A 23,039-nucleotide genomic window follows, 5' to 3' on the forward strand; every position below is an offset into this window, starting at 1 on the left:
CGTACTCCCCCGACGACGCCACGACCCGGCCGGCACGCGACGTCACCGCTGACCGTTGAGATAGGCGAGGACCGCGAGGACCCGGCGGTGCCCGCTGTCGGTGGCCACCAGGCCCAGCTTGGTGAAGATGTTCCCGATGTGTTTGTGCACCGCGTTCTCGGTGATGAACAACTGGGCCGCGATCGTGGCGTTGTCGTGTCCCTGCGCCATCACCGCGAGGATCTGCCGTTCGCGGCGGGTCAGGCCGTCAACGGGGTCGCCGGCACGGCGGCTGAGCAGCTGCGCGACGACCTCCGGGTCCAACGCGGTGCCGCCCGCCGCCACCCGGTGCAGCGCATGGATGAACTCGTCCACCCGGCTGACGCGGTCCTTGAGCAGGTAACCGACGCCGCCACGGGCGGTGGAGAGCAGCTCCGCCGCGTACTGCTGTTCGACGTACTGGGACAGCACCAGTACCGGCAGGTCCGGCCGGCGCCGACGGGCCTCCAGCGCGGCCCGGATCCCTTCGTCGCGGAAGGACGGTGGCAACCGGACGTCGACGATCGTGGCGTCGGGGCGGTGTTCGTCGACGGCCGCGAGGAAGCTGTCGGCATCGGGTGTGACGGCGGCGACCTGGAAACCCTTGCTGGTCAGCAGCAGCTCGAGTCCGGTGGACAGCAGCACGTTGTCCTCGGCGATCACCACCCGCACGGCAGCTCCACGGAGATCTCGGTCGGCCCGCCGGGCGGGCTGCTGACGGTCGCGGTGCCGTCGAGCGCCTGCGCCCGACGACGGATACCGGCCAGCCCGGTCCCGATCCGCTCGTCGGCGCCCCCGACGCCGTCGTCGCTGACCATCACGGACAGCCGGTCACCGGTCCGGCGTACGCGCACCCGCACCTGCGTCGCGCGTCCGTGCTTGGCCACGTTGGCGAGCGCCTCGGTGACCGCGAAATACGCCACGGCCTCGACCGCGGCGGGGACCTGCCCGAGGTCGTCGAGGTCGACGCGGGTCGGTACGCCGCTGCGGGCCGCCGCCGCCGTCAACGCCCCGGCGAGGCCGCGGTCGGCCAGGATGGCCGGATAGATGGTCCGAACCACGTCGCGCAACTCGGTCATCGCCTCCTCGGTCCCCTCGTGCGCCTCCCGCAGCAGCTTCGCCACGAACGGGGAACTGTCGGGCAGCGCCTCGCGGGCCAACGCCAGCCGCACGGCGATGCCCACCAGCCGGGCCTGGGTACCGTCGTGCAGGTCCCGCTCGATCCGGCGCAGTTCCGCGCCGTGCGCCTCCAGCACGTCGGCCCGGGTCCGGGTGAGGACCGTGACCCGGTCGGCGAGCCGCTCGGCCGTCGACGGTGCCAGCACCGCCAGGCCGATCCTGGCGTGGGCGCGCGCCAACAGCGGAAGGATCCAGTACGCCGCACCGGCGAGCACCGCGAGCTGCGCCAGGCCCAGGGCCAGCGCCGTGTCCCAACCGGTCACCGGTACCTCGATCAGCAGCCGCGGCGGGTCGCCCGGCGGAAACGCCCACCACAGCGGCGTCACGACCGCGGCGAGCAGGGCGTTGCCCACACCCAGCAACGCGACCAGGCCGAGCGGCACACCGGTTGTGACGTGGACCAGCAACCAGCGCAGATACCGGCGCACCGGGGTCTCGCGGGGCGCGACCGGCACATCGAGCAGCCGGCCGGCGCGGTGCTGATGCCATTGCGCCCATGGACCCCGGAGCGCGGGATGGCACAACAGCGGCAGCGCGAACACCGTCAGCACCGCCGTGGACAGCGTGCCGAGCAGGTATGTCGTGGCACGCCATGGGCGCCGCCACCGTCCGCCCAGTCGCATCATGCTCAACATATAGCCAGGCCGGGGCGGGACGGCACTACAGCCAGCTGTAGCTTTTCCTGGCCAGTACGGGGTATCGGCCCGGGCTCCCACCGCAAATAGCGTACGGCCATGAGATCTTTACATCGACGAGGAGCGCTCGCCCTGGCCGGTCTGACGGCCGTCGCCGGCACCGCGATCACGGCCGGAATCGCCGGGGCCGGTACGACCGGTCCTCAACCGGACCGCATCCGCCTGCAGCAGCATGCCACCGCGATCCACGACCTCGGCGTCACCGGCGTGCAGGCCCGGCTGGTCACCCCCGACGGTCGGCACCACGTCGCCACCAGCGGCGTCGCCGAGCTGGCCACCGGACGCCCGGTACCGCCCGACGGCTACTTCCGGATCGCCAGCACCGCCAAGACGTTCGTGGCCACGACGGTCCTGCAGCTGGTCGGCGAGGGCCGACTGTCCCTGGACGACACGGTCGAGCGCTGGCTGCCCGGCCTGGTGCGGGGCAACGGCAACGACGGCCGCCGGATCACCATCCGCCACCTCCTGCAGCACACCAGCGGGATCCACGACGACTTCCCGGACTACTCGACGGCCGCCGAGTACTACCAGCACCGGTACGACATCCTCACTCCCCGGCAGGTGGTGGCCCGCGCCGTGCGGCACCGGCCCGACTTCGCGCCCGGCACCGGGTGGCGCTACTCCACCACCGGCTACGTCCTGGCCGATCTGGTCATCGAACGGGTCACCGGGCGGCCCTGGCACGAGGTGGTCGAGAGTCGCATCATCCGGCCGCTCGGCCTCGACCACACGTTCTGGCCGGGACACTCGCCGACGCTGCCGTCGCCGCATGCCAGGGCGTACCAACCCTTCGATACGACCACGCTGGTGGACGTCACCGACAAGATCTCGGCCGACCCGGAGGGTGCCATCATCGCCACCACGGACGATGTCAACCGCTTCTTCCGCGCCCTGCTCGGTGGTCGGTTGCTACGCCCCGCGCAGCTGACCGAGATGACCCGCACCATCCCGGTCAGCCCGGACGTCGAGCAGCTCCTGCCCGGTGCCCGCTACGGCCTGGGCCTGTTCCAGCGCCCACTGCCCTGCGGTGGCACGTACTGGGGCCACAGCGGCGGCGACGGCGGCTACATCGGCGACAACGGCATCACCACCGACGGCCGGCGCAGCGTGGTGGTCTCCATGTCGAGCGTGCTCGGCGGCTCGCCGGAGCACTTCATCCGGCAGCAGCGCGCGACCGACACGCTGGTCGGCCACGCGCTGTGCGGGTGGGCCTGAGCTGGTGGGCCCGAGCGGGGCGGCTCTTGCCTGATCCTATCGTTGCAGCGGTTATCGGGTTAGTGCTTCAATCAAGCCATGGCCCTTGACGAGCTACGCGCGTTGCTCGCCCGCCACGCCCGCTCCGACCAGCGCACCGCCATCGACGGCGTCCTGGTCTCGAAGGTCGAGCGGCCCGGTCCGCCGTCGCCGTCGATGTCGGGCACGGTGCTGGCGCTGATCGCCCAGGGCGCGAAACGGATCGCCCTGGGCGACCGCGTGTACGAGTACCGCGCCGGGCAGTACCTCGTCGCCTCGGTCGACCTGCCGATCACCGGCCACTTCACCGAGGCCAGTCCCGAGCGGCCGGCACTGGGCTTCGGCCTGACCCTGCACCCCGCCACCGTCGCCGAACTGTTGCTACAGGCGGCCTCCGGAGACCTCCCACCCGCCGGTGGCGGCGCCCCACCCGGCATGGCCGTCAACGAGGCATCCGACGAACTCCTCGACGCGGTCGTCCGGCTACTGCGCCTGCTCGACCGGCCGCGTGACATGACGGTGCTCGCTCCGCTGATCAAACGGGAGATCCTCTGGCGGGTCGTCACCGGGGAGCAGGACGCGATGGTCCGCCAGCTCGGCCTTGCCGACAGCAGCCTCACCCACATCGCCCGAGCGGTCCGGTGGATCCGCGACCACTATCCGCAGTCGTTCCGGGTCGAGGACGTGGCACAGCTGGCGGGCATGAGCGTCTCCGCCTTCTACCGCAACTTCCAGGCCGTCACCGCGATGAGCCCGATCCAATTCCAGAAACAGATCCGGCTCCAGCAGGCCCGGCTGCTGCTCGCCACCCACCCCAACGACGTCACCGGCGTCGCCCGCCGCGTCGGCTACGACAGCCCGTCCCAGTTCAGCCGCGAGTACCGTCGCCAGTTCGGCGCACCGCCCAGCCAGGACGCCACCCGGCTGCGCGACGCGACGCTCAGCACCACAACAGCCCTGGTGTGACGGCCACTCTCGGTACCACGACACCGGGTACGGCCGGGCGAAGCAGGCCCGGCTGCGGCGCCCCGAAAGGCCGCCGCAGCCGGGTCGCGGTCATGACAGTTCGGAAGGACGGTAGCTGGTCGACCCGGTGGGGGTGTGCACGATCACCGTCAGGTGGTCGACCTCACCGCCCTCGGGTCCCGGCCACCAGGCCGCCCACCAGCCGGCCTTCACACTGGCCTGGAAGACCCTGCCGTTGTCGAGACGAACCTCCACCCCGGTGACGCCCGAACCCACCAGGCCGATGATGTTCGACCACATGCTGTCGCCGCTCCCGGTGGAGCTCATCGTCTCCAGGTTGACCGTGCCGGCGGGCAGGGCCGGCAGAGGACGTCCGTCGGCCAGTCCCATCGAGGCGAGTTGGTCCTTCCCCACGCTCAGGCACTCGACGATGGTGCCGCTGCTCTTCTTCATGATGAGCAGCGTCGCGACCCCGCGCTGCTCGGCGAGGAGCACGTCCATCGGCTGCACCGCCGACGAACTGCCCCCGACGTCGTTGCCGGCACACTCCCGCGCCTGCGGCAGCACCTGCTCACCAGTGCGCGAACTGGGCTCGGCCGTCCAGGACGCGATCGCCTTCTGGGCCGTGCCCGGCAACAGCGCGGGTGCGACCACTACCCCGACGGCACCCGCCACCGCTGCGGCGACACCCACCGCCAGCCAGCGTCCCACCGGCCGCCGGGCCGATCGCGGATTGACCTCACCGGCCATCACCCGCTCGACGAACGCCTGTGAGCGCGTCCACTCCATCGCGCTGGGCTCACGCCCCCGCGCCGGGTCGAGAACGGCCAGTTGCTCCAGGTCCTTCATGCGCGCGTCCATGACTGCTGCTCCTTCAGGGGGTGGGGGCGGGGAGACCAACGGCTGTCCGATCCGGGCGGCTCCAGGGCCGACTGCAGGCGTTTCCGCGCCCGGCCGAGCCGCATGGCAAAGGTCGACCTCCGGCAGCCCAGCACGGCTGCCGCCTGCTCGGCCGTCAGACCGTCGAACGCGACCAACGCCAGAACCTCACGGTCTGCCGTGCTCAAGGCCTCCCAGGCGCGCTCCAGGTCGATCCGTACCGCCGCGCTCGCGGAGTCGTCGGACAGCTCCCGGGTCTCCAACGACCCCAGCCGGACGTCCAACGCCTGGCGCCGGAGCCAGCCCCGGGTCCGGTTCGCCATGGTCTTGCGGGCCACCGCGAACAGCCACGGCCGGGCGTCGTCCGGCAGCTCGTCGAAGCGCCGCCACGCCGTCAGGAAGACCGTCGATACGACGTCCTCCGCCTCGCTGCCCGGCACCCTCCGCTCGACGAAGCGCAGCAGGTCGGCGTATGTGTCTTGGTGCAGGGCACGGAAGCGTTCCTCTCGCCCACCGGGGCTGGCCCCGCTCATGTGCGTTTTCCTTCGTCGTCCATACCCCCTACCTGTCCGGCTCGGCGCCGGCTGTCACACCCCGACTTTCGTCGGCCACCGGCACCAACCCGCCATGCGCCCTCCATGCGATATGGCCGGAATGTCACCATCCCGTCCTTAATTCGGGTGACTCATGGTGATTGTGGCTCCCGGTCGGGCCGTTGCCGCAGGCCGGGTCGGCCCCGGTGGGCCGGGGCACAGATCAATCGGCGAAGTCGATGCCGGTGAGCGAGGCGGCACGGTACGCGGCGAGGTGTTCGGCCTGTGCGGTGATGGCCTTGCGGGTGGCGCCCGACAGCTTGCGCCAGGGCCGGACGGCAACCGTCAGCTTCCTGCCCGACTTGCGGGGGCGCCAGCTGCCGACCAGTTCACCGTCGACCAGTACGGCGCCCGGCCGACCGAGCACCGGCCACAACTCCTTGGCCCGGGCGGCCTCGACGACCAGGGTCGACCGGTCCTTGGCCTGGAGGAAGAGGTCGTACGGGCCGAGGAGGCGGGTCACACCGGCGTCGGCCGATTCCAGCGCCGTCTCGTCGGCGGCCAGCAGTGAGCGCGGCTCCCCGTCGACCGTCACCTCGACCACGTCCTCCGGCCAGCGCGCCTTCACGTCCTTCACCGGCGCATCGAGATAGTCGGCGACGTGTTTCGGGGTGGCCGGGCCGAGCAGCCGAAGATAGGCCCGGACGAGGTCGAACCTGTCGCCCGCGATTGCCGCCTTCCTGAACCCGGTGATGCGTTCCAGGACCGGAGGCGAGGTGCCGAGCCGCAACTCCAGACCGGCCCGCAGGGCGGCCAACCGGAACGGCATCTCGTAGATGTGGATGGCGTCGCACGCGCGACAGGATCGCAGGTACGGCTCGGTCACCAGCTCGGCCAGGCGGCCGGAGGCGTCACCCTTGACCGTCGGTTCGGTGACGATGGCCCGCATGTGCCCGGCCACCAGGTCGAGAGCGGCGAGGTTGTCGATGCCGGCGGCCTTCAACGGCTTGGCGGCATCGTAGATCCGCTTGCCGGCGTCGGACTCGGAGAAGGGCTCGACCGCGGCCGCGACCCTCCCCACGTCGGCACGGCGGTAGAGGTGGGGGGCGCCTCGCACGGTCCACAGCAGGACGAGATCGTTGCCGGACAGCGCCGTGATGTCGACCCCGCGCGCGGCCAGCGCCCACCCGGCGCCGTCCGGACCGGTGTCCTGCACGCCGATGTCGAGCACGGCGGTGTCGCCGAGCGTGCCTCCGGCTCGGTCGAGCTGCTGGGCCCGAACCCGGAATCTCATCACCTGGCGACGATCGACCATGCGTTCACCCTAGGCGGCACCCCGGACACCGTCCGCCGCGCCGCCGGGAGGGTGGAACGTTTCGGTCCACCGCCGCTCGTGACCAGGAGTCCGGACGCCGTCCGGCTACGCCGGGACCTCGGCGAAGAACTGGCGCAGGGCGTCGGCGACCAACGTGGGGGCCGTCATGGTCACGAAGTGGGACTGCCCCTGCCAGATGATCCGGCGCGCTCCCGGAATCGTCGTCGCGAGGGCGTTCATCGTGGTGGGCATCGGTTCCCAGGTGTCGGCGCCCTGCATCAGCAGGGTCGGCACGGTGATCGAGGACCATCGGGCGACGTCCGTGCTGTCCTCGGCGAGCGCTTCGAGGTCGTGCAGCCAGCCGATCGCCGAGCGCCGCGCCTCGACCGGGTCCGGCGTACGGTCGCCCGCCGCGGCGGCGAATGCCGCGACGATCTTCGCCGGAACCCGGGTCACGTCGTTCAGTGCCGCGGCCATCTCCTGGGCATCGTCCCGGTCGAAGGCCGAACGGTACCGGTCGAGCATGGGTACGGTCTCCGGCCCCGCCGCGAAGAGCGGGGGCTCGAAGAGGGCCAGCGAACGCACGTGGCGGGGATCTGTCGACACGGTGTGCAACGACAGGGTCGCTCCGTAGGAGGCACCGACGAGATGTACCGGCCCACCCGAGGACTCCCGCGCCGCCTCGATCACCGCGGCCAGGTCCGCACTCTCGTCCTTGAACGACTTGCGTCCGGGCGGGACGTCGCTGGGACCATATCCGCGCCTGGCCGGCATCCACACCTCGTGATCGTGGGCGAGCTGGTCGGCGACGGCGGCCCAGGAACGCAGCCCACCTCCCGAGCCGTGTACGAGGACGACGGGATCGCCCGAACCCACGCGCCGGATCACCAGACGAGTGCCGTCCTCCGAGCTGACGTACTGGTCGTGGCTCTCGTGACTGATCATTGTCGTTCCTTCGTTCCGGTCGGCCAGTTGCTCAGAGTGGTGTGTACCGCGTCGAGGATGTGGCTCCACGACTCGTCGATATCGCGCGGATGCCCGAATCCGTCGACGGTTTCGAGACTCGCGAAGCCGTGGAAGGTGCTCCGCACGAAACGCATCGCGTCGGTCAGCTCCGGCTCGTCGAGCCCGTACCCGCGAAGCATCGCGTAGCTCAGCTCGATCAAGCGCAGATGCCCCGTCGACCTCGTGCCGACCTCGCGCGGCAACTGAAGTTGGGTCGCGGCGTACTGCCCGGGATGCGCCACCGCGAAGGTGCGGTAGGCGTCGGCGAATCCGACGAGGGCCTGTCTGCCGGCCCGACCGGCGACGGCGAGCGCCAACCCGTCGGCGAACGTGGCCGCCGCCCGGACGGCGACCTGCTCGATCAACGCGTCGCGACTCCGGACATGCACGTACAGGGCGGCATCCGAGACCCCGAAGTGCCGGGCGACCGCCGCGACGGTCAACCGCGACAACCCGACGGCGTCCGCCAGATCGGCCGCGGCGGCCGAGACACGCTCGCTCGTCAGACCCTGCCTCGGCATCCGGCGCACCGACCTTCCAGGCACTAGTAACGATCTTAGGAGCCCTAAGATATCACTTAGTGTGCGTCAGCAGCGAGCGGGTCTCGCCGGCGATACCGGGAAGATCGATCAGGACGCGCCGGGACCTGGTCAGGGCTTCTGGTCGGCGGCGGAATCGCCGGATTCCCGCCGGACCAGGGCAAGCACGAGATCGACCAACGGGGTGAGAACGGCCAGCGCGCACGTGGTCAGGAGGCCGAGCAGACCGTTGAGCCACCAGTCGACCTCATCGGCCGAGAAGCAGAGGTTGTCCGGCGTACAGCTCAGCCCCGCCAGCTCCGCGCGGCCGGCGAGCATCCCGGCGGGAAAACACAACACCGCCAGTACGGCCGCGGCGAGAAAGAACCACGGCCGCACCGGGCGTCTCAGCAGCCAGAGCGCGATCCAGGCCCCGACGAGCAGGCCGGGCACAATCCAGGCGACGGGATTGGATGCCACCCACTCCACGGCCTACCCCCGCCCCGATGAGGTGCCCTACCGACGGCAATTATGTCAGCCGCCGCCGCTGCCTCACTGCCAGACCGAGTCGGCTCTGGTGAATGCGTCCTTGCCGGTGAGCCGCTGGGCGACGTCGGCGCCCAACGCCGTCAGGCCGACGACGGGATGCTTGATCGTCGTCAGCGCGCCGGACGGGGTGAGCGTCGAGACTCGGAGTTCGACGTCGAGGACGTCCTCCGGCGCCAGCCGGATCGGCACCAGCCAGCTGCTCCGGTACAGCGAGTCCGTCCGCGTCGTATCCGTCAGCCTGGTCTTTCCCTTGTACGGCTTGTCGTTCAGCCGGACCGAGGCAACGCTGATCTCCCGGACCAGTTGCGGATCGACCGACACCGCGAACGACGCCGGAACGGGCGCCCGGCCCGGCCCGACGCTGTGCATCGTGACCCGCAACGGGTGGTAGTAGCAGAACCTGTCGTTCTCGCCCCAGGTCTGCCGGCCCCAACCGCCGTCCAGCTCGATGCCCCACGGCGTCGCGGGCCCGCCGAACGCCGACGGGCGACGGGGTTGCAGGCTCCGCCGCGCGGTGTCCGGCTTGCCGGCCCGCCGCAGGCTCGCGGTCGGTGCCGACGGTTGCCGGACGAGGTCCCGTGGATAGTGCAACGGGCGGCCGGTGGCCAGCACCGCGACGAGGTCACCGGTGGCCGGCACCGCGTCGGCGAGCGTGACGGTGCAGGTGTGTGCGCCGGTCGCCGGGTCGGTGGCGATGGCACTGTCGGCGGCGACGATCCGTCCGCCGAGGCTGACGACCGCCGAGGAGAGCGGGACGAACAGGCGCGGATCGAACGTCACGGTGAGCTGGGCCCCGGCCGGAAGCGCGGCGTCCCGTACCACCTTGACAGCGAGTTGCCGGGGGCAGGCGGCGGGCGCGGCGCCGTCACCGGACAGCACCGCCACCGGCTGGTCGCCGACCGGCTCCAGGGTCGGCTCCTGGCCCGCGGGCGCCCCGGCGACCGGCGCGGGCTGGCCGGCGAACTCGATGACGCCGACGCCGAGGGTGAGCCCGGCGAACGTCAGGACCTGACGCCGGGAGACGCGAGGAGTGTGCATGGCAATATGCCCTTCCTGATCAGGCGACGTCACTGGGCGCTGGCGAACTTGACGACGAGGTCCGCGAACGCCTGCGCGACACCGTCACGCGCCTCGCCGGCAACCAACGGAGGGAGGAGGCTGGTGATGCTGCCGAACTGGTCGAACCAGAACGCGTCCCTGATCAGCGCCGTCTCGGCGTCGCCGGTCTGGTTGAACATGTTCCCCGCCACGACCTTGGCCAGGTTGGCGTTGAGGCTGAACCGGCGCGCGAAGAAGCCGGCATAGCGGTTGTGCGCCGTGTCCGGCGTCGCGTACTCCTGCTTGAACAGTGTCGACAGCGGAATGGACGGATTCGCCTTGCTCTGCTGCCCGATGACCCAGGCGTCGACGTCGGCCATGTAGTCGCTGAGCGAAAGATAGGAGTTGTCCGCCTTGGTGGCCAGCCGCTCCACCGCGAACTCGTAGGCCTGCGAGTTCGGCAGGCCGCTCTGCACGAACTGGCCGAGAACGCTCAGCACGTCTCCGCCCCAGGTGCCGAAGTCGGCGAGGTTGACGGTGTTGTTGGGGTTCGGGATGCCGTGGTTGAGCACGGCGCCGAACGAGGCGCCGAAGTGGTCGACGTCGGAGTCCCACAGGTATTTCGGGTCCCGCAGCGGCCGGTCGTCCGGGCGGCCGGGATAGCCACGGACGAAATCGATGAAGCCGGAGTCGAGTTCCCCGAACACCGTGCCCGAGCCTCGGAATCCGAACTCGTTGGACCTCATCCGCAGGAACTGGGCGACCAGTTCCGGCGCCGACCTGGCCAGGTGCCCCTGCTCACGCCACTGTCCGGCGCGCGCTTCCAGCCAGATCAGCATGGTGTAGAAGCCGTCGTTGGGGTCGCGTGGCCTGGTCACACTGTCGATGCCGAGGTCACGGCCGGAGACGATGTTGTTGTCGATCTCGACCGCGCCGGCCGTCCCGGGTGACAGCACCATGTTCTTGATCTGGTCGAAGGCCCAGTTGTCGGGCAACGGGTAGCCCAGGTTGCCGCTGTAGCCGGTGGACATGCCGCTGACGAAGCTGCGGCTGGCCAGCCCCTCGCTCGTCAACCGGATGCAGGTGTTGCGACAGCCGTACACGCCGACCGCGTACTGGCCCCCGTCGGCGGCCACCGCGTCGCGTACGCCCCTGAAGTGCGGGATCACCGCGCTGGTGATCTCCGTGTCGAGTGCGTCGAAGTCGACCGAGAAGTAGAGGACGGTGCCGTACGGGATGCCGAAGCCGCGAGCGGCGGTGCAGGCCGCCTGACCGGCCGCGAAGCCCTGGTTGTAGTCGAAGTACTGCACCGCGTCGCCCCACTCCTGGTACAGCGGGAAGAACGACATCCCGTTGTCGGTGATGAGCGCGATCTCGGAGTGGGTGAGCACCTTGTTGGTGCCGCCGGTCAGATAGCGCCCGACGATTTCGTAGCCGTGCTGCTTGACCGTTCTGATGGTGGTGGAGTTGAGCGGAATCGCACAGTCGATCGCCTTGCCCCGCCGGTCCGGGTCACCGGTCGACACCAGCAGGGACATCCAGGTCTGGTAGTCGCCCATCCCGCTCTCGGGCAGCATGCAGAATCGCTGGAAGACCTTGACGATGCGTTCCATGTCGGCATTGAACGTGCCGCCACCCTCGCCCCAGCGGTTGCCGTAGTTGTTGAATGCCAGTGCGCACTGGAAGAGCCGCACCCAGCCGGTCGGACCGCTGTCCTGCGAGCCGTTACCCACGATGGCCTGCGACTTCAGTCCGGCGATCGTGCCGGGCCCGATGTAACCGGTGACCTGGCTGTCGGTCATTCCCAACTGGTACTGGATCGCGTAGACGAGGGCGACCTGGACGTTGCGGGAGAAGTGCCCGTCACACGGCCCGATGTAGAACTGCCCACGCCCGACGTACGCCCCGTTGAGCCAGCGTTGGCAGACCTGTACCGGCTCACTCCCGCCGTTGACGATCACGTACGCGTCCATGTTCAGCAGTGCCCTGAACACCTTCGGCGTCACGTCCGTGACGACGGTGACGATCGGGAGACCCATGTTCCTGACCGCAGAGGTCAGCCCGGTCTGGGTGGCCACGTCGAAGGAGCCGTCGATGTTGCCGCCGCTGTATCCCTTGCAGTAGAGGGCGGCCTCGGCGATGCGACGCATGTTCAGGTTGGACGAGCCGATCCCGACATTGCCGTAGGCGACCAGCCTCGAATAGGTGGTCGGACCGAAGTTGTCGGAGAGAGCGGTGATTCCCAACTCGTGCTGCAGTGCGCGGGTCAACGAATACATTGTGTCCCAGCCGGTGCGGCCGTCCTCGACACACGGGTTGTAGCCGGCCACCGAAGAATAGGTGGCATTGACCCAGCGTTGTGCCCTGAGGACCATTTGGTCGACCATGCAAATCCCCGTTTCGTCATAGCCGGCAGCCGCCGCCGACCACGAGGAGGCTAACGCGAATCGAAGACGGGCGATGCCCTACGTGTACAAAGTCGGCAAATGACCGCCGACCAGCCGGAGGTCGGCCGCCCGGCCGGGTCTGAAGACTTCCTTAAGCCGGCACCGCCCGGGTCGGCCGGCCGGACACCGGGACCTACCATCTGGCGGTGCGCATCAAGACCACCTCCGCCCTGATCGTGGCCGGGCTGCTCGCCGCCACCGCCCTGACCGGTTGCGGCTCGTCGCCGGCGGAGCGGGCGGCGGGCGCCGCACCGGCACCCACGGACGCCACGAGCGCATCGGCGACGCCCTCCCCGTCGACCCCGGCCGGGCCGTCGCCGACCGCCAAGCCGTCTGCCACGACCAGACCGGTGGCCGCCCTGCCCCGGCCCGGCAACCCGAAGGGCCGGGCCAACGTGCCCGCCGAGGCCCGCGCGGTGAACACGACGAAACCGAGCCGGGTGATCGGCAACGGCACCCCCGGGAGCTGTACCTCGGCGGCGGTGGTCGCGGCGGTCGCCCGGGGCGGCATCATCACCTTCTCCTGCGGCCCCGCTCCGGTGACCATCACCATGAAGGCCACCGCGAAGATCCGGAACTCGACCGGTCCCCGGATCGTGCTCGACGGTGGCGGCAAGGTGACGCTCTCGGGTGGGGGCAAGCGCCGGATCCTCTACATGAACACCTGTGACGAGGCGCAGGGCTGGACCACCTCGCACTGCCAGGACCAGGACCATCCACAGCTCACCGTGCAGAACCTGACCTTCGCCGACGGCAACTCCACCGGCGACCGGGCCGAGGGGGGTGGCGGCGGGGCCATCTTCGTCCGGGGCGGGCGGTTCAAGGTGGTCAACTCGCGGTTCGTCCGCAATCGCTGCGACCAGACCGGTCCGGATCTGGGCGGCGCGGCGATCCGGGTGCTGAGCCAGTCCAAGGGGCTACCGGTGTACGTCGTCAACAGCACCTTCGGCGGCGCCTCCGGACAGGGCGGCACGTGTGCCAACGGGGGCGCGCTGAGCAGCATCGGCGTCTCCTGGGTGGTGCTCAACAGCGTGCTGACCTACAACAGGGCGGTCGGCCGGGGTGCCAATCCGGCCCGGGGCGGCACTCCCGGCGGCGGTAGCGGCGGTGCCATCTACACCGACGGCAACCGGTTCACGGTGACGATCGCCGGGAGTGTGATCGAGAACAACCGCGCCAACGAGGGCGGCGGGGCGGTCTTCTTCGTCAGCAACGACCGGACCGGCACGATGAAGATCGAGGCATCGACGCTGCGGCGCAATCCCAGCGACGGCTTCGAGACGCGAGGCTTCCCCGGCATCTTCTTCCTCGGCGCCCGGAACCCGACGGTCACGGGCTCGACGCTCAAATAACAGTTCGTCCTGCCGGTCGGCGACTCTGCGATCATGGCCAGATGACGGCCGAGCCCCACCGACTGCGCCTCTCCGTCGGCTTCGACGGAGCCAGGAGGGGCCCGGTGCGCACGATCGCCCTGCTCGGGTCCCTGGTCGCGGCCGCACTCGGCGGACTCGGCTTCGCGCTGGCCGGCCCGGTCCTGGCGGCGATCCTGGCCGGCCCGGTGCTGCTTGCCACCGTGCTGATGGTCGTGTTCGTCGTCCGGGCGGCCGCCTGGCTGGACGGTACCCGGCTCACCGTGCGGGGACTGCGTACCCGAACCGTCGACCTGGCCGCCGCGCGCTCCGTCGAGCTGCGCCATCTCCAGCGCCGGGAGGTCGGCCCGGTGCCGGGCATCGACGTGGTCGCCAAGGCTCCACCGATCTCGGCGCTCGTGGCGCAGGCCGGTGGCGTCGTCGTACGCCTGCGGTTCGTCAGCGGCGTCGCCACGGAGTTGCCGGCGGAGCAACTGCGCGCACTCGCCGATGCCGTCTCGGCCGGGGACTGTCCCGGTGCGGCGGAGGCGGCTGCCTGGCTGCGGGACGCGGCACGCGCCGGAGGGCCTACCGGGGACTGACCTGGGAACGAGGGGCCGTCAACGACTTCCGCCGTCAGTTGTCGGGAAACTCCAGGTCGAGCCGCCCCAGGTGCTCGGGTTCGGCGACCAGGTCGATCGCGACGATCCGCCCATCCGTGATCGCGAAGGTGATCACGACCCGAGGCCGTCCACCCGGCGCCCACACGGCACCGGCGGCCCCGTCGACCAGGACCGGTCGTGCCGCCCGGGCCTGCCCGGAGAAGGCGTCCGCCACGGACGTCGCGCCCCGGACCTCGCCCGCCGCGCCCGCCCTGACGGCGGCGGCGTCGGCCCGGAGTACGACCTCCGGGTCGAGCACGGCGAGCAGCGCGGTGAAGTCACCGTTGCGGGCCGCGGTGAGGAAGGCCGCGACGACCTCGCGCCGCCGGGCCAGATCGGTGGCGCCGTCCGATCCCTGGCCCGTCTCCCGGACCCGGCGCCGGGCCCGGCTGGCGAGTTGTCGGGTGGCGGCCGGGGCGCGTTCGAGGATGGGCGCGATCTCGTCGAAGGGCACCGCGAACATGTCGTGCAGGACGAACGCCACCCGCTCGGCCGGAGCCAGTGTGTCGAGCACCACGAGCAGCGCGGATCCGACCGAGTCGGCCAGTAGCGCCGCGTTCTCCGGATCGGTCCCGGCCGTCGCGGACATGCTCGGCGGGGCCTCGGCCCCGTACGCGTCGAGTGGTTCCTCGCGTCGGGAACGGCGCGACTGCAACATGTTCAGACAGATCCGCGAGACGACCGTGGTGAGCCAGCCGCCCAGGTTCTCGATCTCGCTGACGTCGGTGCGGCTGAGCCGTAGCCAGCTCTCCTGCACCGCGTCGTCGGCGTCGCTGCCCGAGCCGAGCATCCGGTAGGCCACTGCCCGCAGGTGAGTGCGATGGACCTCGAAGCGCTCTGCCAACCGGTCGTGCTCGCCCATCGGTGACCCTCCCCGTCGCCGTCGGTCCCATCACCGAGCCGGCGGAACCGGCGGGTGAGCAGCGAACCTGAGGAGTACGCCGTGCCCCACGACATCAGGACGATCATATTCGCCGGCAGGATCTTGCGATGACCGCCCGACGACGCCGCTCTCGCGGCTGTTCCGCCGCTCTACGGCTGCGTCGGGCGGCCGCAGGCACAACCCGGTCCGCAGCAGCCCGCGTCCGCCCCGGCGGCCGGTGCCGGACCGGTGTTGCTCGGGGTACTGGCGACGGCGCAGCAGGCGTCGCCGCGCCACGCGTCCCGACCCTCCCGCAATGCGACCGCGGCGATGACCAGCGCGGCGACCGGATCCGCCCAGCTCCAGCCCAGCAGACTGTTCAGGCCGAGTCCGACCAGCAGCACCGCGGACAGGTAGGTGCAGAGCAGGGTCTGCTTCGAGTCCGCGACGGCGGAGCGGGACCCGAACTCACGGCCGGCGCGCCGCTGGGCGTACGACAGCACCGGCATCACGGCCAGTGAGACGGCGGCCAGTGTCAGCCCGACGCTGGAGTGTTCCGCTTCGGCCGAGCCGAGCAGCGCACGCACGGACTCGACAGTGACGTAGGCGGCGAGGGCGAAGAAGGAGACCGCGATCACCCGCAACGCGACCTTCTCCCGGGCCTGTGGGTTCGGGCCGGCGAACTGCCAGGCGACCGCGGCGGCGGAGGAGACCTCGACGACCGAGTCGAGACCGAATCCGACCAACGCGGTGGACGAGGCGATCGTGCCGGCGGTGATCGCGACGACCGCCTCGACGATGTTGTAGGTGATGGTGGCCGCCACGAGCAGCCGGATCCGGCGGGCGAGGACCGCGCGGCGCGCGGGCGCGGGACCGGCCGGGACCAGTGGGAGCGGGACCGGCGCGTCACCCATCAGCGGTACCCGAGTTGCCGGACGCCCACCGGCACGCCATCGTCTGCACGGCCTCGACTGTACAGTGGATAGTGTATTAAGTGGCGGCTGTATCCCGTGACCACCCGGATCAGTATCGCCGGGGCAGGTACCGCCCACTGACCCCTGCACCCACCGCGGCGACCACGCAGGCGACGGCGACGCCGATCAGGACCGGCAGGTAGCTGCCGGTGCCGGTCCGGGCCGCTGCGGCCGCCACCGGCGCGGTCGCCTTCGCCAGGGTCACCGGCACGGCGAGCATCCCCGAGACGGTGCCGAAGACGGCGGTGCCGTAGATGTCGGCGACCAGCGCCGGCTGGGCGACGGCGGCGACACCGAACCCGATCCCGAAGAGGAGGACCGCGACGATCGCCCCGGCCGGGCTGTCCGCCACGACCGCCAGTGCCAACGCGCCGACCCCCTGGACCAGGAAGACGACGGCCACCACGGAGGTGACCCGGAACCGGCGGGACACCGTGGTCAGCGTCAACCGGCCCGTCACGGACAGCACGCCGAGCAGACCGGCGACGGTGGCGGCGAAGGTCGTCGGGTGGCCACGTTCGACCAGGTAGCTGACGAGATGCACGCTGATCGTGGCGGTCGCGGTGAGGTGTGCGACGAAGACCAACGCCAGGATCCAGAAACGGCGGTCGGTGGCCACCGCCCGAAGCGACCGGCGCGGCCTGGCCGTCGTGCCGTCCCGGCCGGGGTACGACGGCCGCCGCACGACCAGCCAGTGCCCCGGAACGGTCATGGTGGCGTAGATGGCGGCCAGGATCAGCAGTGTGTTCCGCCAGCCGTACTGGGCGGTGAGGTAGCCGGTCAGCGGCATGAAGATGGTGCTGGCGAAGCCCGCGACCACGGTGACGGCGAGCAGGGCGTTGCCCCGGCGATCCGGCTCGGGGAACCAGGTGACGACGACGGCGAGGGCCGGTCCGTACAGCGTCATCGCGCCGGTGAGCCCGATGCCGGCCAGGACCAGGTAGAGCGCGGCCAGGCTGTCGACCCGCGACCAGGCGAGGACGAGCACCGCGGCGACGATCGAGCCGACGGTCATCAGTCCACGTCCGCCCCGACGGTCCAACCAGCGCCCGACCGGAACCGCCGCGACCGCGGTGGCCAGGACCGAGACGGTCAGCGCGCCGGTGACGGCGGTGGTGCTCGCGTCGAGGTCGCGGGCGATCGGTCCCAGCAGCACGGCGAAGGCGTAGTGCAGGACGCCGTACCCGACGGTGGTGCTGAGGGCGAGGGTGGCGACGATCGGCCAGCGGCGGATCCGCTCGGTGCCGACCCTCCCGTCGGTGCGTACGGAAGCTCCGGTGCCCGCCGTACCCGGCATGGATCAGCCGGGGCAGCCGCCGACGGCGGGCAGGGGTAACGGATCGGGGAGCCGCCCGCCGACACCGGTCACCGCCAGCGCCAGCGCACCCGGATCGCTCGGACCCATTCGACCACTCCCCTTCGCCGTCCTTCCCAAAGTAGAGCGTCACGGCGGCGGCCGACCCGCGGTGGTCCGTTATCGGCCGATAACCGAGGCCCGATCGCCGGCCGGGGAACCAGCCGGCCGGCGTGCCGGCACGATCACCGGTTCAGGTATCCACCTCACCGGTTGAGGTACGCCAGGACGGCCCGGACCCGGCGGTGCGAGTCGTCGGCCGGCGGCAGGTCGAGCTTGGCGAAGATGTTCGTGATGTGCTTCTCCACCGACACCGGCGCCAGTACCAGGGTCGCGCAGAGCGCGGAGTTGGACAGCCCCTGCGCCATCAGGTCGAGGACCTGCCGTTCCCGGGAAGTGAGTGCGCCGATGCCTCGGCTGCGGCTGTTCCGGGCGAAGAGTTGGCGTACCACCTCGGGATCCATCACCGTGCCGCCGGCGGCGACCCGTTCGATGGCGTCGAGGAAGTCGTCGAGCGCGGTGACCCGGTCCTTCAGCAGGTAGCCGACTCCACCCCGGCCGTCGGCGAGCAGTTCCGCGGCGTAGGCCCGCTCGACGTACTGGGAGACGATCAGGACCCGGGCGTCGGGGTCGGCCGCCCGGATCCGCAGGGCGGCGCGGAGCCCCTCGTCGCGGAAGCCCGGCGGCAGCCGTACGTCCACGATGGACAGGTCCGGGCGGTGTTCGGTGACGGCGTCCTCCAGCGCGGACGCGTTGTCCACCGCCGCCACCACCGTGTGCCCGGTGTCGGTGAGCAGCCGTACCACGCCCTCGCGCAGCAGGAGCAGGTCTTCGGCGATCACGATGCGCATGGGAACTCCGCGTGCAGGATGGTCGGGCCGCCCGGCGGGCTGGTCAGGGTGAGCGTGCCGTCCAACGCCTCGACCCGGCGGCGCAGCCCGTCGAGCCCGGGACCGGCCGGGTCCGCACCGCCCTGGCCGTCGTCGGTGAGGGTGACGGAGATCGTGTCGGCGGTGCGGACCAGGTCGATCCGGCAGGCATCCGCGTCGGCGTGCTTGCCGGCGTTGGTGAGCCCCTCGGCCACCACGAAGTACGCCGCCGACTCCACCGCCGCCGGGTACCGGTCGGACTGGTCGCCGCGCAGGTCCACCCGGAGTGGGCTGTCGGCGGCGAGCGCGGCCAGGGCCGCGTGCAGGCCCCGGTCGGTGAGGATCGGCGGATGGATGCCCCGGACCAGCCGGCGCAGCTCGGCGAGCGCGTCGTCGAGCTGCCGGCGGGCGAGTTCGACGTCGGTGTCCGCCGCTGCACCACCGCGCAGCTTCCGGGCCGCCAGCGCGAGGGTCATCCCGGCGGCGACGATCCGGGCCTGCGCCCCGTCGTGCAGGTCGCGCTCGATCCGGCGCAACTCCGCGGCCTGGGCGTCCACCACCCGGGCCCGGGTCTCGGCGAGCCGGGTGGCCCGTTCCACCAGCCGGCGGTGCGCCCCCGGGGCGAGCAGGGCGCGGGCGACGGCGACCGTGAGCCGGGCCAGCGTACGCAGCAGCCAGCCGGCCACCGGTAGCAGCAGCAGCCCGATCAGGGTCAGCCCGAACCGGCCGGGCGTGGTCGTCATCAGCGGGCGCATCGGGAACGGCGCGTGCGGGTTGGGCACCGCCCAGGCCCAGGCGGGCGCCACGATCGCGGCGAGGTCGACGACGGCGATCACGATTCCGGCGATGCCGCCGGCCAGCCCGATCGGAAAGAGCAGTACCAGCCAGGCGAGGTCCCGCCAGGTTGCGGGCTGGGCGCCGATCGCGGCGACCCGCTGCCGGATCGAGCCCCCGCCGGCCGGCAGGTACGGCGCCGGAATCGGCTCGCCCAGTATCCAGCCGGCCCGGTGCCGTTCGACGGTCGCCAGCCGGCGGGTCAGCCAGGCGGCGCCGAGGAAGGCCGGCCCGCCGAGCTGGGTGATCGAGAGGAGCCCGACCCCGAGCACCGCGGCGAGGCTCCAGGCCAGGTCGACGGCACCGGCGACGAGGCCGCTGGCCAGGTACGCCAGGGCCCGTGCCGTCGCTTTTCCCACCGCGAAGATGGTAGTCCGGACGGCACGGGCCATGGTCGGCACGGCTCAGCTCGCGTCGGTAACGGCCGGCAGGCTCCGGCGGCGGACCACGAACCGGGCCGGCAGCGCCCCGGCGAGCAGGCCCAGCGCGGCGACCCCGCCGAGCATCCCGGCGTACGTCCCGGGGTCGACGATCAACCGGAACGTCCCGTCCTGGGCGGTGCTGAACGCGCCCACCACGATCGACGTGACCGCGCAGCCGAGCAGCAGTCCCACCGCGACGGTGATCGCCGCCTCCCGGGTGGCCAGCCGGTGTACCTGGCCGGCGGTCGCGCCGGCCAGCCGCAGTCCGGCGTACTCCCGGCGGCGGGCAGCGGTGGCGATCGCGAAGGTGTTGACCACCGCGATGGCGGTGAAGCCGAGCGAGATCACCACCATCAGCTCCCAGGCGCCCTGCTGGTTGTCCGCGTCCCCGGCGGCGGGTGCGTCGACGGTCGGGGTCAGCCGCAGCTCCGGCCAGCCGGAACGGATCCGTTCGGCCACGTCGCCGTCGTAGCGCAGCGCGATCGCGGCGGCGAGCCCGCGCGGATCGTGCTCCGCGACCAGCCGGGCCGGCAGGACGAGGTCGCCGAAGCCCCGGGACCGCTGGTAGATCGCCGAGAGCCGCAACGTGACCGGGGATCCGTCGGCCAGCCAGATCGGCACCTCGGCCCCGACCTGCCAGCCCCGGGCCTGGGCGAGGAGCCGGCTCGCGGCGAAGGTGCCGTCCCCGGCCAGCTCGCCCGCCCGGACGTCCAGCTCGAGCGCCGGCTCGGCACCGGCACGCAGCAGCCCCTGCGCCGGATAGTCCTCCGGCTTGCCACCGGTGTCGACGATCGCCCTCGTCGGCAGCGTCGCCGCCGCCCCGGTGACGCCGGGCAGCGCGACGAGTCGCTCGACGGTGTCGAGCGGAACCCCGGCCACCCCGGTGACCTGGGCGGTCGCGGCGGCGTTCCGGGCCTGCTGCTCGGCGCCGGTCAGCCGGACCAGCAGTGCGCCGTTGAGCAGCATGGTGGCGTTGATCGCGAACATCAGGACCAGCGGCACGGCCACCCCGGTCACCCGACGGCTCTCCACCCGGGTGATCGCACCGGCGAGCCGACCCGTCGCGCCGGAGAGTCCGGCCAGCCGCGAGACCGGGGCGACCAGCAGCCGGACCACGATCGGCCCGAGCGCGGCGACCCCGCAGAGCAGCAGCGCACAGGAGACGAAGCCCATCCCCATCCCCAGGTCCCCGCCCAACGGCACGAAGATCAGCACCGCGACGGCACCGCCGACCGGGAGGACCGCGAGCAGCACCCGGAGCAGGATCCCGCCCGATGGCGCGGTGGCCGTCTCGGCGAGGGCCTGGGTCGGAGCGATCCGTACCGCCCGGCGGCCGGCGAGCCGGGCCGCGACGAAGGTCAGCAACACCCCGGCCAGTACGGCGCAGAGCAGGACCAGCACGTTGACCTGCACGGTGAACTGTCTCGGTACCGCGCCGAGGGTCCGGAACCGGGCCGCGACCAGGTGTGCGACCAGCACCCCGAGGGGTAGTGCCGGTACCGCCGCCGCCAGGGCGAGCAGGACGCTCTCCAGCCCGAGCAGCCGGCGCAGCTGGGTCGGCGTGGCTCCGGCCGTACGCAGCAGGGCCAGCTCACGCAGCCGTTGCCGTACGCCGAGGGCGACCGTACCGGTGAGCACGAACACCGCGGCGAAGCCGGTGATGCCGAGCACGAATCCGAAGATCGAGATCGGGCCGATGTAGTCCGGCAGCGCCCCGGGCAGGTCGGCCCGGACCCGGTCCGCTCCGGTCAGCACGGGCGCGTCGCCCGCCTCGGCCCGTACCGCCGAGAGCAGCGCCGCCCGGTCCGCGCCGGACGCGGCGAAGACCCCGACCGCGGTCGGTCCGGCCAGCCCGGAGACCGCGCCGAGTTCGGCGTCACTGACGAACAGGGCGCCCTGGGCCGGCAGCCCGTTCCGGCCGGCGGGGGCCGCCACCCCGGCGACCCGCATCGGCCGTACTCCGGTCCTGGTGGTGACCGTGACCGAACCACCCACGCCGACACCGGACCGGGCGGCGAGGTCGGCGTCCAGCACCACCTCGCCGCGCTCCGGCGCCACCCCGGCCCGCAGCCGGTACGGGGTGAGGGCCGCGGACGCCCAGCCGTGCCCGATCACCGGCGCGTCCTCGGCGCCGCGCACCGCCGCGCCGGACGCAACGGTCAGCGCCACCGGGAACGCGGCGTCCGGGACGGCCTTTCCGACCCCGGGCAGCCCGGCGATCCGCCCGACCAGCTCGACGGGGAGAGTGCCGGCGCCGGTCAGTCGTTCGGTCTTGGTCTTGGTCTTGACCTTGTCCTTCTTCTTCTTGACGCTCTGGAGGGTGACCTGGCGGTCGCCGGAGACCATCGCGGTGGTGGCGCCGAACCGGTCGGCCGGTGGCTTCGCGGCGAGCACCGAGAACAGCAGCAGTCCGGCGCCGGCCAGCAGCGCGACGGCGAGGAACGCGGCGAAGAACGTGCCGAGGTAGCTGCCCCGGTGCCGGCGCAGCGTGCCGAGAGCGAGCCTGATCATCGGACGCTCACCGCCATCATCTGGGTCGCGACCTTCTCCGCCGTCGGGTCGGCCAGTTCGGCGACGGTCCGGCCGTCGGCGAGGAACACGACCCGGTCGGCCCAGGCCGCAGCGGCCGGGTCGTGGGTGACCATGACCACCGCGGTACCGACGTCGTCCACCGCCTCCCGCAACAGCCCGAGCACCTCCCGCCCGGTCGACAGGTCGAGCGCCCCGGTCGGCTCGTCGGCGAAGATCACTTCGGGGCGGCCGGCGAGGGCCCGGGCCAGCGCGACCCGCTGCCGCTGCCCGCCGGAGAGCTGGCCGGGCCGGTCGTTCTCCCGGCCGTCCAGCCCCACCCGGCGGAGCACCTCCCGGGCCCAGGCCCGGTCCGGCCGGACCCCGGCCAACCGCTGCGGCAGCAGTACGTTGTGCCACACCGACAGCGAGTCCATCAGGTTGTACGCCTGGAACACGAACCCGACCCGGCGGCGGCGTGCCTGGGTCAGCCTCGGCTCCCGGAGCCCGCCGATCTCCTGCCCGGCGAGCAGCACCCGCCCGGTGTCCGGCCGGTCCAGCCCGGCGGCACAGTGCAGCAGCGTCGACTTGCCGGACCCGGAGGGTCCCATCACCGCGCAGAACGTGCCGGCCGCGAACGCGACCGAGACGCCGCGCAGCGCCTGTACCCCGGCGCCCGGATAACTCTTCACCACGTCGACGACCTCGACCACCGGCCGGCCCAGAGCAGCCGGCGTACCCGTGTTTTCCATGGTCATCAGCCTGGTCGGAAAGGCCGCGCCACAACACATGGCGACCTTGGATCTCGCTGGTAGGGCCTGCCCTACCAC

21 protein-coding genes are annotated in these 23,039 nt (G+C 71.7%); 4 read left to right on the forward strand and 17 right to left on the reverse strand.

Annotated features, from left to right (window positions below; all coding sequences use genetic code 11):
• Positions 1-42: 42 nt before the first annotated feature.
• Together ACFP2T_RS29160 and ACFP2T_RS29165 are read right to left on the reverse strand one after the other, a co-directional pair.
• Complete coding sequence (locus ACFP2T_RS29160; protein WP_377427172.1) at positions 43-690, reverse strand: LuxR C-terminal-related transcriptional regulator; 648 nt, start codon at positions 688-690, stop codon at positions 43-45.
• A complete protein-coding gene (locus tag ACFP2T_RS29165; RefSeq protein WP_377427175.1) occupies positions 678-1,823 on the reverse strand; it encodes a sensor histidine kinase in 1,146 nt (381 codons plus the stop codon). Before ACFP2T_RS29165 ends, ACFP2T_RS29160 begins: the two co-directional genes overlap by 13 nt.
• A 108-nt stretch (positions 1,824-1,931) precedes the next feature.
• Here ACFP2T_RS29165 and ACFP2T_RS29170 point away from each other — a divergent pair, with 108 nt between their 5' ends.
• Complete coding sequence (locus ACFP2T_RS29170) at positions 1,932-3,107, forward strand: serine hydrolase domain-containing protein (RefSeq protein WP_377427178.1); 1,176 nt, start codon at positions 1,932-1,934, stop codon at positions 3,105-3,107.
• 78 nt (positions 3,108-3,185) lie between these two features.
• Positions 3,186-4,091, forward strand: a complete 906-nt coding sequence (locus ACFP2T_RS29175; protein ID WP_377427180.1) for an AraC family transcriptional regulator — start codon at positions 3,186-3,188, stop codon at positions 4,089-4,091.
• 90 nt (positions 4,092-4,181) lie between these two features.
• Here the strand turns inward: ACFP2T_RS29175 and ACFP2T_RS29180 are convergent, their stop codons facing one another.
• The 8 genes from ACFP2T_RS29180 to ACFP2T_RS29215 all read right to left on the reverse strand — a co-directional run bounded on the left by ACFP2T_RS29180 (position 4,182) and on the right by ACFP2T_RS29215 (position 12,198).
• A complete protein-coding gene (locus ACFP2T_RS29180) occupies positions 4,182-4,952 on the reverse strand; it encodes a hypothetical protein (RefSeq protein ID WP_377427183.1) in 771 nt (256 codons plus the stop codon).
• On the reverse strand, positions 4,937-5,503 hold the full coding sequence (locus ACFP2T_RS29185; protein WP_377427185.1) for an RNA polymerase sigma factor: 567 nt from the start codon (positions 5,501-5,503) through the stop codon (positions 4,937-4,939). Before ACFP2T_RS29185 ends, ACFP2T_RS29180 begins: the two co-directional genes overlap by 16 nt.
• Before the next feature lie 223 nt (positions 5,504-5,726).
• A complete protein-coding gene (locus ACFP2T_RS29190; RefSeq protein WP_377427188.1) occupies positions 5,727-6,818 on the reverse strand; it encodes a winged helix DNA-binding domain-containing protein in 1,092 nt (363 codons plus the stop codon).
• 105 nt (positions 6,819-6,923) lie between these two features.
• A complete protein-coding gene (locus ACFP2T_RS29195) occupies positions 6,924-7,763 on the reverse strand; it encodes an alpha/beta fold hydrolase (RefSeq protein WP_377427191.1) in 840 nt (279 codons plus the stop codon).
• Positions 7,760-8,344: a TetR/AcrR family transcriptional regulator gene (locus ACFP2T_RS29200; RefSeq protein ID WP_377427192.1), complete on the reverse strand. Its 585-nt coding sequence runs from the start codon at positions 8,342-8,344 to the stop codon at positions 7,760-7,762. Before ACFP2T_RS29200 ends, ACFP2T_RS29195 begins: the two co-directional genes overlap by 4 nt.
• A 129-nt stretch (positions 8,345-8,473) precedes the next feature.
• Positions 8,474-8,821, reverse strand: coding sequence for a hypothetical protein (locus tag ACFP2T_RS29205; RefSeq protein ID WP_377427195.1), 348 nt, complete (start codon positions 8,819-8,821; stop codon positions 8,474-8,476).
• 72 nt (positions 8,822-8,893) lie between these two features.
• Positions 8,894-9,928 (reverse strand): hypothetical protein, encoded by a 1,035-nt coding sequence (locus tag ACFP2T_RS29210; RefSeq protein WP_377427198.1) that lies wholly within the window; start codon positions 9,926-9,928, stop codon positions 8,894-8,896.
• Between the two features lie 29 nt (positions 9,929-9,957).
• Complete coding sequence (locus ACFP2T_RS29215) at positions 9,958-12,198, reverse strand: glycoside hydrolase domain-containing protein (protein ID WP_377427201.1); 2,241 nt, start codon at positions 12,196-12,198, stop codon at positions 9,958-9,960.
• A gap of 323 nt (positions 12,199-12,521) precedes the next feature.
• Between ACFP2T_RS29215 and ACFP2T_RS29220 the strand changes: the two genes are divergently transcribed.
• Positions 12,522-13,727, forward strand: a complete 1,206-nt coding sequence (locus ACFP2T_RS29220; RefSeq protein WP_377427203.1) for a hypothetical protein — start codon at positions 12,522-12,524, stop codon at positions 13,725-13,727.
• 41 nt (positions 13,728-13,768) lie between these two features.
• Positions 13,769-14,326: a hypothetical protein gene (locus ACFP2T_RS29225; protein WP_377427205.1), complete on the forward strand. Its 558-nt coding sequence runs from the start codon at positions 13,769-13,771 to the stop codon at positions 14,324-14,326.
• A 34-nt stretch (positions 14,327-14,360) separates the two neighbouring features.
• Here the strand turns inward: ACFP2T_RS29225 and ACFP2T_RS29230 are convergent, their stop codons facing one another.
• From ACFP2T_RS29230 to ACFP2T_RS29260, 7 genes are all read right to left on the reverse strand, one after another.
• A complete protein-coding gene (locus ACFP2T_RS29230) occupies positions 14,361-15,248 on the reverse strand; it encodes a sigma-70 family RNA polymerase sigma factor (protein WP_377427208.1) in 888 nt (295 codons plus the stop codon).
• A 170-nt stretch (positions 15,249-15,418) separates the two neighbouring features.
• Entirely contained in the window at positions 15,419-16,162 is a 744-nt protein-coding gene (locus ACFP2T_RS29235) for a cation efflux transmembrane domain-containing protein (protein WP_377427210.1), read from the reverse strand.
• Positions 16,163-16,271: 109 nt separating this feature from the next.
• Positions 16,272-17,519, reverse strand: a complete 1,248-nt coding sequence (locus ACFP2T_RS29240; protein WP_377427213.1) for an MFS transporter — start codon at positions 17,517-17,519, stop codon at positions 16,272-16,274.
• A gap of 263 nt (positions 17,520-17,782) precedes the next feature.
• Positions 17,783-18,427, reverse strand: a complete 645-nt coding sequence (locus ACFP2T_RS29245; RefSeq protein ID WP_377427215.1) for a response regulator transcription factor — start codon at positions 18,425-18,427, stop codon at positions 17,783-17,785.
• Positions 18,415-19,638, reverse strand: a complete 1,224-nt coding sequence (locus ACFP2T_RS29250) for a sensor histidine kinase (RefSeq protein ID WP_377427218.1) — start codon at positions 19,636-19,638, stop codon at positions 18,415-18,417. Before ACFP2T_RS29250 ends, ACFP2T_RS29245 begins: the two co-directional genes overlap by 13 nt.
• A gap of 45 nt (positions 19,639-19,683) precedes the next feature.
• Entirely contained in the window at positions 19,684-22,212 is a 2,529-nt protein-coding gene (locus tag ACFP2T_RS29255; protein ID WP_377427221.1) for an ABC transporter permease, read from the reverse strand.
• A complete protein-coding gene (locus ACFP2T_RS29260) occupies positions 22,209-22,961 on the reverse strand; it encodes an ABC transporter ATP-binding protein (RefSeq protein WP_377427223.1) in 753 nt (250 codons plus the stop codon). The genes ACFP2T_RS29255 and ACFP2T_RS29260 overlap by 4 nt, the downstream gene beginning before the upstream one ends.
• Between the last annotated feature and the right edge of the window lie 78 nt (positions 22,962-23,039).

It is taken from the genome of Plantactinospora solaniradicis (genome assembly GCF_042658085.1).
GTDB lineage: Bacteria > Actinomycetota > Actinomycetes > Mycobacteriales > Micromonosporaceae > Plantactinospora > Plantactinospora solaniradicis.